This window comes from Streptomyces sp. NPDC000151 (assembly GCF_040301705.1).
Classification (GTDB): Bacteria; Actinomycetota; Actinomycetes; order Streptomycetales; family Streptomycetaceae; genus Streptomyces.
The window spans coordinates 23,534-29,674 of the sequence record NZ_JBEPFC010000087.1 but is presented as its reverse complement, the minus strand read 5'-3'; the positions used below and the strand labels follow the sequence as shown (position 1 = coordinate 29,674).

General features: G+C 73.9%; 5 protein-coding genes. All 5 read left to right on the top strand.

Annotated features, from left to right (window positions below):
- Positions 1 to 875 (top strand): ABC transporter permease (locus ABT381_RS22850; RefSeq protein ID WP_351597359.1); only part of this gene is annotated, 875 nt, incomplete at its 5' end.
- Positions 872 to 1,924: an ABC transporter ATP-binding protein gene (locus ABT381_RS22845; protein ID WP_351597356.1), complete on the top strand. Its 1,053-nt coding sequence runs from the start codon at positions 872 to 874 to the stop codon at positions 1,922 to 1,924. The genes ABT381_RS22850 and ABT381_RS22845, both read left to right, overlap by 4 nt.
- Complete coding sequence (locus ABT381_RS22840; RefSeq protein ID WP_351597352.1) at positions 1,921 to 2,973, top strand: ABC transporter ATP-binding protein; 1,053 nt, start codon at positions 1,921 to 1,923, stop codon at positions 2,971 to 2,973. Before ABT381_RS22845 ends, ABT381_RS22840 begins: the two co-directional genes overlap by 4 nt.
- Before the next feature lie 119 nt (positions 2,974 to 3,092).
- Positions 3,093 to 4,964 (top strand): gamma-glutamyltransferase family protein, encoded by a 1,872-nt coding sequence (locus tag ABT381_RS22835; protein ID WP_351597349.1) that lies wholly within the window; start codon positions 3,093 to 3,095, stop codon positions 4,962 to 4,964.
- Between the two features lie 118 nt (positions 4,965 to 5,082).
- Positions 5,083 to 6,048, top strand: coding sequence for an inositol monophosphatase family protein (locus ABT381_RS22830; RefSeq protein ID WP_467754596.1), 966 nt, complete (start codon positions 5,083 to 5,085; stop codon positions 6,046 to 6,048).
- Positions 6,049 to 6,141: the final 93 nt, after the last annotated feature.

The following is a 6,141-nucleotide window of genomic DNA, read 5'->3' as shown; positions in this document are numbered from 1 at the left end:
CGCCGCCCGCGCCCGCCGCCGGCACGCCGCGCCCCGGCACCCTGCGCACCCGGCTGCGCGCCCTGCGCAGGAACCGGCTCGCCCTCACCGGCGCGGTGATCGCCGCCGTCTTCGTACTGGCGGCGCTCTGCGCCCCGCTGCTCGCCCCGTACGACCCGGCAGGCCCGGACTTCGATGCCGCGCTGGCACCGCCCTCCTGGGCGCACTGGCTCGGCACCGACGACCTCGGCCGCGACCAGCTCTCCCGGGTGATCTACGGCGCCCGCGCGTCCATGCAGGTGGGCCTGCTCGCCGTGGTACTGGCCTTCGTCATCGGCGTACCGCTGGGTCTGGCCGCCGGGTACTACGGCACGTACGCCGACTCCGCGGTCTCCCGGCTCACCGACACCCTGCTCGCCTTCCCCTTCCTCGTCCTCGCGGTCGGGCTGGCGGCGGTCCTCGGCCCGTCCCTGCTCAACGCCACCCTCGCCATCGGCATCTCGCAGGTACCGGCCGTCATCCGCATCGCACGCGCCGAGACGCTGCGCCTGAAACACCTGGACTACGTGGGCGCCGCGATCGTCAACGGCGGCGGCGACGGCACCGTACTCGTCCGGCACATCCTCCCCAACGCGACCTCGGCGCTGATCGTCCAGGCCACCGTCGGCATCCCCGCCGCGATCATCGGCGAGGCGCTGCTCAGCTTCCTCGGCCTCGGTGTCCAGCCCCCGGCCCCCTCGCTCGGCGTGATGCTCGCCGGCGCCCAGCCCTTCCTCGGCCCCGCGCCCTGGATGGCGGTCTTCCCCGGCCTCGCCATCGTCGCCGCGACGCTGGCCTTCAACCTGCTCGGCGACGGACTGCGCGACGTCCTCGACCCCCGCGGAGGCACCCGATGAGCACCCCGCACCAGGCTCCTGACGTGCCCGGCGCACCCGTACTGAGCGTCCGCGACCTGTCCGTCTCCTTCCGCTCCGACACCCGTACCGTGCACGCCGTCGACTCCCTCTCGTACGACGTGGCGGCCGGTGAAGTCCTCGCCATCGTCGGCGAGTCGGGCTGCGGCAAGTCCGTCACCTCCATGGCCGTCATGGGCCTGCTGCCGTCCACCGCGACCGTCACCGGGTCCGTCCGGCTCGGCGGCCGGGAGCTGGCCGGGGCGGACGAGAAGGAGCTGGCGAAGGTCCGCGGCAAGGACCTCGCGATGATCTTCCAGGAGCCGATGACCTCGCTGAACCCGGTCCTCACCGTCGGCCGCCAGATCGGCGAGGTACTCCGCCGCCACCAGGGCCTGACCCGCAAGGAGGCGAAGGAGAGAGCCGTCGAACTGCTCGGCCTGGTCGGCATCCCCGCGCCGGAGCGCCGCGTGGCGGAGTACCCGCACCAGCTCAGCGGCGGTATGCGGCAGCGCGTCATGATCGCCGTCGCGGTGGCCTGCGACCCGGCCGTCCTCATCGCCGACGAGCCGACCACCGCGCTGGACGTCACCGTCCAGGCCGGCATCCTCGAGGTCCTCCAGTCGCTGCGCGAGCGCCTGGGCACCGCCATCGTGTTGATCACCCACGACCTGGGCGTGGTCGCCGACGCGGCGGACCGGGTGCTGGTGATGTACGCGGGCCGGGCCGTCGAACAGGCCCCGGTAGACGAGCTGTTCGCCGCGCCCCGGCACCCGTATACGCGCGGCCTCCTGGGGGCAGTACTGCGGCCGGGCCAGGAAGGGAAGCGCCGGCTGCCGGAGATCCCCGGACTGGTACCGAGCCTGACCGCCCAGCCGGACGCCTGCACCTTCGCCGACCGCTGTGCGCACGCCGACGAGCGGTGCGGGACGGCGCGGCCGCCGCTGACACCGGAGTCCGGCCACCGCGTGGCGTGCTGGCACCCCGCCGCGACACCCGCCGCGACACCCACCGCCACGCCCGCCACCGCGCACGAGGAGGCCGCCGGATGAGCGCCGCACATGAGATACCGGCCGCGCGTGACGGCGGGGCCGACGTGCCTCCCGTACTCGAAGTACGCGACCTGGAGCGGCACTTCGCCTCCTCCGGAGGCGCCGTCCGTGCCGTGGACGGTGTCAGCCTGACCATCGCGCGCGGCGAAGTGCTCGGCCTGGTGGGGGAGTCGGGCAGCGGCAAGACCACGGTCGGCCGCTGCGTGGTCCGCCTCGACGAGCCGACCGGCGGCCGCATCGCCCTGAAGGGCACCGACATCACCCACCTCTCGCGCCGCGCCATGCGCCCGTTGCGTACCGATGTCCACCTGGTCTTCCAGGACCCGTCCTCCTCGCTCGACCCCCGCATGACCATCGGGCAGATCGTCGCCGAGCCGCTGCGGCTGCACCGCCTGGTACCGAGGTCCGGCCTCCGGGCCCGCGTCGAGGAGCTGCTCGGCCAGGTCGGGCTGCGCCCCGAACACGCCGACCGGCACCCGCACGAGCTCTCCGGCGGCCAGCGCCAGCGAATCTCCCTCGCCCGCGCGCTCTCCGTCGCCCCTGACCTGCTGATCGCGGACGAGCCGACCTCGGCGCTGGACGTCTCCGTGCAGGCGTCGGTCCTCAACCTCCTCGCCGACCTGCAGCGGGACCGCGGCTTCGGCTGCCTGTTCATCACCCACGACCTGGCCGCCGTGGAGTTCCTGGCGGACCGGATCGCCGTGATGTACCTGGGCCGGATCGTCGAGGAGGCGCCGACGGCCCGGCTCTTCGCCGAGCCCCTCCATCCGTACACACAGGCGCTCCTGTCAGCGGCCCCCGTACCGGACCCGGTCGCCCAGCGCACCCGCGAACGCATCGTCCTGCACGGCGACCTCCCGAGCCCACTCACCCCACCCCCGGGCTGCCACTTCCACACCCGCTGCCCGGCAGCGGTGGACCGCTGCCGCACGGAAGTCCCGCAGCTACGGGAGCTACCGGGGGCCCGCAGGGTTTCCTGCCACTTGGTGGACGATTCCGCCCCTCCACTCGAAGGCCGAAGCCCAGCCAAATCAAGCCCGTCGGCTTGAAGACGAAGCCCAGCAAAATCAAGCCCGTCCGGCGATTGAGGACGAGCCCGCAGGGCGATCCCTGGCGCGCCACGGCACCACCCGCACGATCCGCAGAACCGCGACCACAAGGGAGCCACGTGTTTACGACCCGCCCCACCCTCCAGGGAACCTTCGGCATGGCCTCGACCACCCACTGGCTGGCATCCCAGTCCGCCATGGCGGTCCTGGAGGGCGGCGGCAACGCCTACGACGCCGCGGTCACCGCCGGCTTCGTACTGCACGTCGTCGAGCCGCACCTGAACGGCCCGGCCGGCGAGGTCCCGATCATCCTCGCCCCGGCCGACGGCCCCGTACAGGTGCTGTGCGGCCAGGGTCCAGCGCCGGCCGGCGCGACCGTCGCGCACTACACCTCGCTCGGCCTGGACCTCGTCCCCGGTACGGGCCCGCTCGCCGCCGCCGTACCGGGCGCGTTCGACGCCTGGCTGCTGCTGCTCCGCGACCACGGCACGAAGACGCTCGCCGAGGTCCTCTCGTACGCCATCGGTTACGCGCGCGACGGGCACCCGGCCGTCGACCGGGTCGGCGAGACCGTGGAGACCGTCCGCGAGCTCTTCGAGAACGAGTGGCCGACCTCGGCCGAGATCTACCTCCCCGGCGGCCGCTCCGTGGCCCCCGGCGGACTTCTGCGGAACCGGCCGCTCGCCGACACCTGGGAGCGGCTGATCCGCGAGGCCGAGGCGGCGGGCCCCGGCCGCGAGGCGCAGATCGACGCGGCCCGCCGCGTCTGGCGCGAGGGCTTCATCGGCGAGGCGATGGCCGCGTTCGCCGCGCGCCCCGCCATGGACACCTCCGGGGAGCGGCACGCCGGCACGCTCACGGGTGACGACCTCGCCGCCTTCCGTGCCACGTACGAGGAGCCGGTCACGTACGACTGGAACGGCTGGACCGTCGCCAAGGCGGGCGCCTGGTCCCAGGGTCCGGCCCTCCTCCAGCAGCTCGCGCTGCTCCCCGAGGAGCTGCCCGCCTACGGCAGCCCCGAGTACGTGCACCGGCTCATCGAGGGCACCAAGCTCGCCATGGCCGACCGCGAGGCGTGGTACGGCGACGCGGAGGGCGCGGGCGCGACCGACGTACCGCTGGGAACCCTGCTCTCGGCCGGGTACAACGCCGAGCGCAGGGCGCTGATCGACGGCACCGCTTCGTACGAGCTGCGCCCCGGCCGACCGGACGGCCGCGCCCCGCGCCTCAGCAAGCACGCCACCGCCGTCGCCGCCGGCGAGCCCGGCTTCGACGCGCTGGGCGTCTCCGGCGCGGGCGAGCCGACCGTCGCGACCGGCACCGGTATCGGCACCGGGGGCGCGGGCAAGGCCGCCGTCGCCCCCGAGGTCGACCGCAGCGGGGCCACCCGGGGCGACACCTGCCACATCGACATCGTCGACCGCTGGGGCAACATGGTCTCGGCCACGCCCTCCGGGGGCTGGCTGCAGTCCAACCCGGTGATCCCGGGCCTCGGCTTCCCGCTCGGTACGCGGCTGCAGATGGCCTGGCTGGAGGAGGGGCTGCCCAACTCCCTCACCCCGGGCCGCCGCCCGCGCACGACCCTCACCCCGTCCCTGGCGCTGCGCGACGGGGTGCCGGTGATGGCCTTCGGTACGCCGGGCGGTGACCAGCAGGACCAGTGGCAGCTGCACTTCTTCCTGGCCGTGGCGCAGCGCGAACCCGTACGCGGCGGCCTCGACCTCCAGGGCGCGATCGACGCGCCGAACTGGCACACCGACTCCTTCCCCGGGTCCTTCTTCCCGCGCGCCATGCGGCCGGGGAGCGTGACGGTGGAGTCCCGCATCGGCGAGGAGGTCGTCGCGGGGCTGCGGGAGCGCGGCCACGACGTGACCGTCGGCGACGCCTGGTCCGAGGGCCGACTGTGCGCGGTCGCCCGCGACCCGGAGACCGGCGTACTCTCCGCCGCCGCGAACCCGCGGGGGATGCAGGGGTACGCGGTGGGACGCTGACCCCCGGACACCGGCCGGCCACAGCAGGTCACCGCAGGTCACCGCGGGGCGAACGCGTGCACCTGGGGTTCATCTGGATTCCAGGTGCCGTGTCAGTGGTCCGTGCTTCCATGGAGACATGATCGAAGCAATTCCTGCGATTCCTGCAAACAACGACGACAGGACGGACAGGGCGGACAGGACGGACAGGACGGACAGGGCAGGCATGGACGACAGGGCGGCGGACGTGACGGGCCCGGCCGGGACGGCCGAGGCCGTGCTCGCGGCCGTCGACCTCGACGCCGTCGAGAAGGCCGTCCGCGAGGCCGCGGCGGCCGAGATCCTGCCCCGCTTCCGGCAGCTCGCCGCCCACGAGGTGGTGGAGAAGAACGGCCCGCACGACCTGGTCACCATCGCCGACCAGCGCGCCGAGGAGCACCTCACGGTAGCCCTCACGGCCCTGCTCCCCGGCTCGGCCGTGGTGGGCGAGGAGGCGGTGCACGCCGACCCCGCCGTACTGGACGCGCTGCACGGCGACGCGCCCGTGTGGATCGTGGACCCGGTCGACGGCACGCGGCAGTTCGTGCACGGCGACCCCGGTTTCGCGACCCTGGTCGCGCTCGCCCACCGCGGCGAGCTGCTGGCCTCCTGGACGTACGCACCGGCGCTGGAGGAGATGGCCGTCGCGGTGCGCGGCGGCGGCGCCCGGCTGAACGGCCGCCGGCTCCGTGCCGGCGCGCCGCACGAGGGCAAGACCCTCGAAGTCGCCATGTCCCACCACGACTTCACCACCGTCGCCGAGAAGCGCGCGCTGTCCGGCCTGGTCTGCGAGGGCGTCGCGCCCCGCCCCTGCGGCTCGGCGGGCCTGGAGTACCTGGCCGTCGCCCGCGGCACCCTGGAGGCCACGGCGTTCACATGGGAGAACGCCTGGGACCACGCGGCGGGCCTGCTGCTCGTCCAGGAGGCGGGCGGCGTGAGCATGACCCTCTCCGGCGCGCCGTTCCGGATATCCGGGGGCAACACCCTGCCGTTCACCGCGGCGCGGGACGCGGCCACCGCCCGGCGTATCCTCGATCTGCTCGCAGAGCCCGTGTCGTCTCCCTGACCGAAGTCCGACCCCAGTCCGACCGAAGTGAGGTCACAGGCTCTCAGCCGCCGACTGATCCTCGAAGAGGAGGATCGATACGAGGGGAGTGGC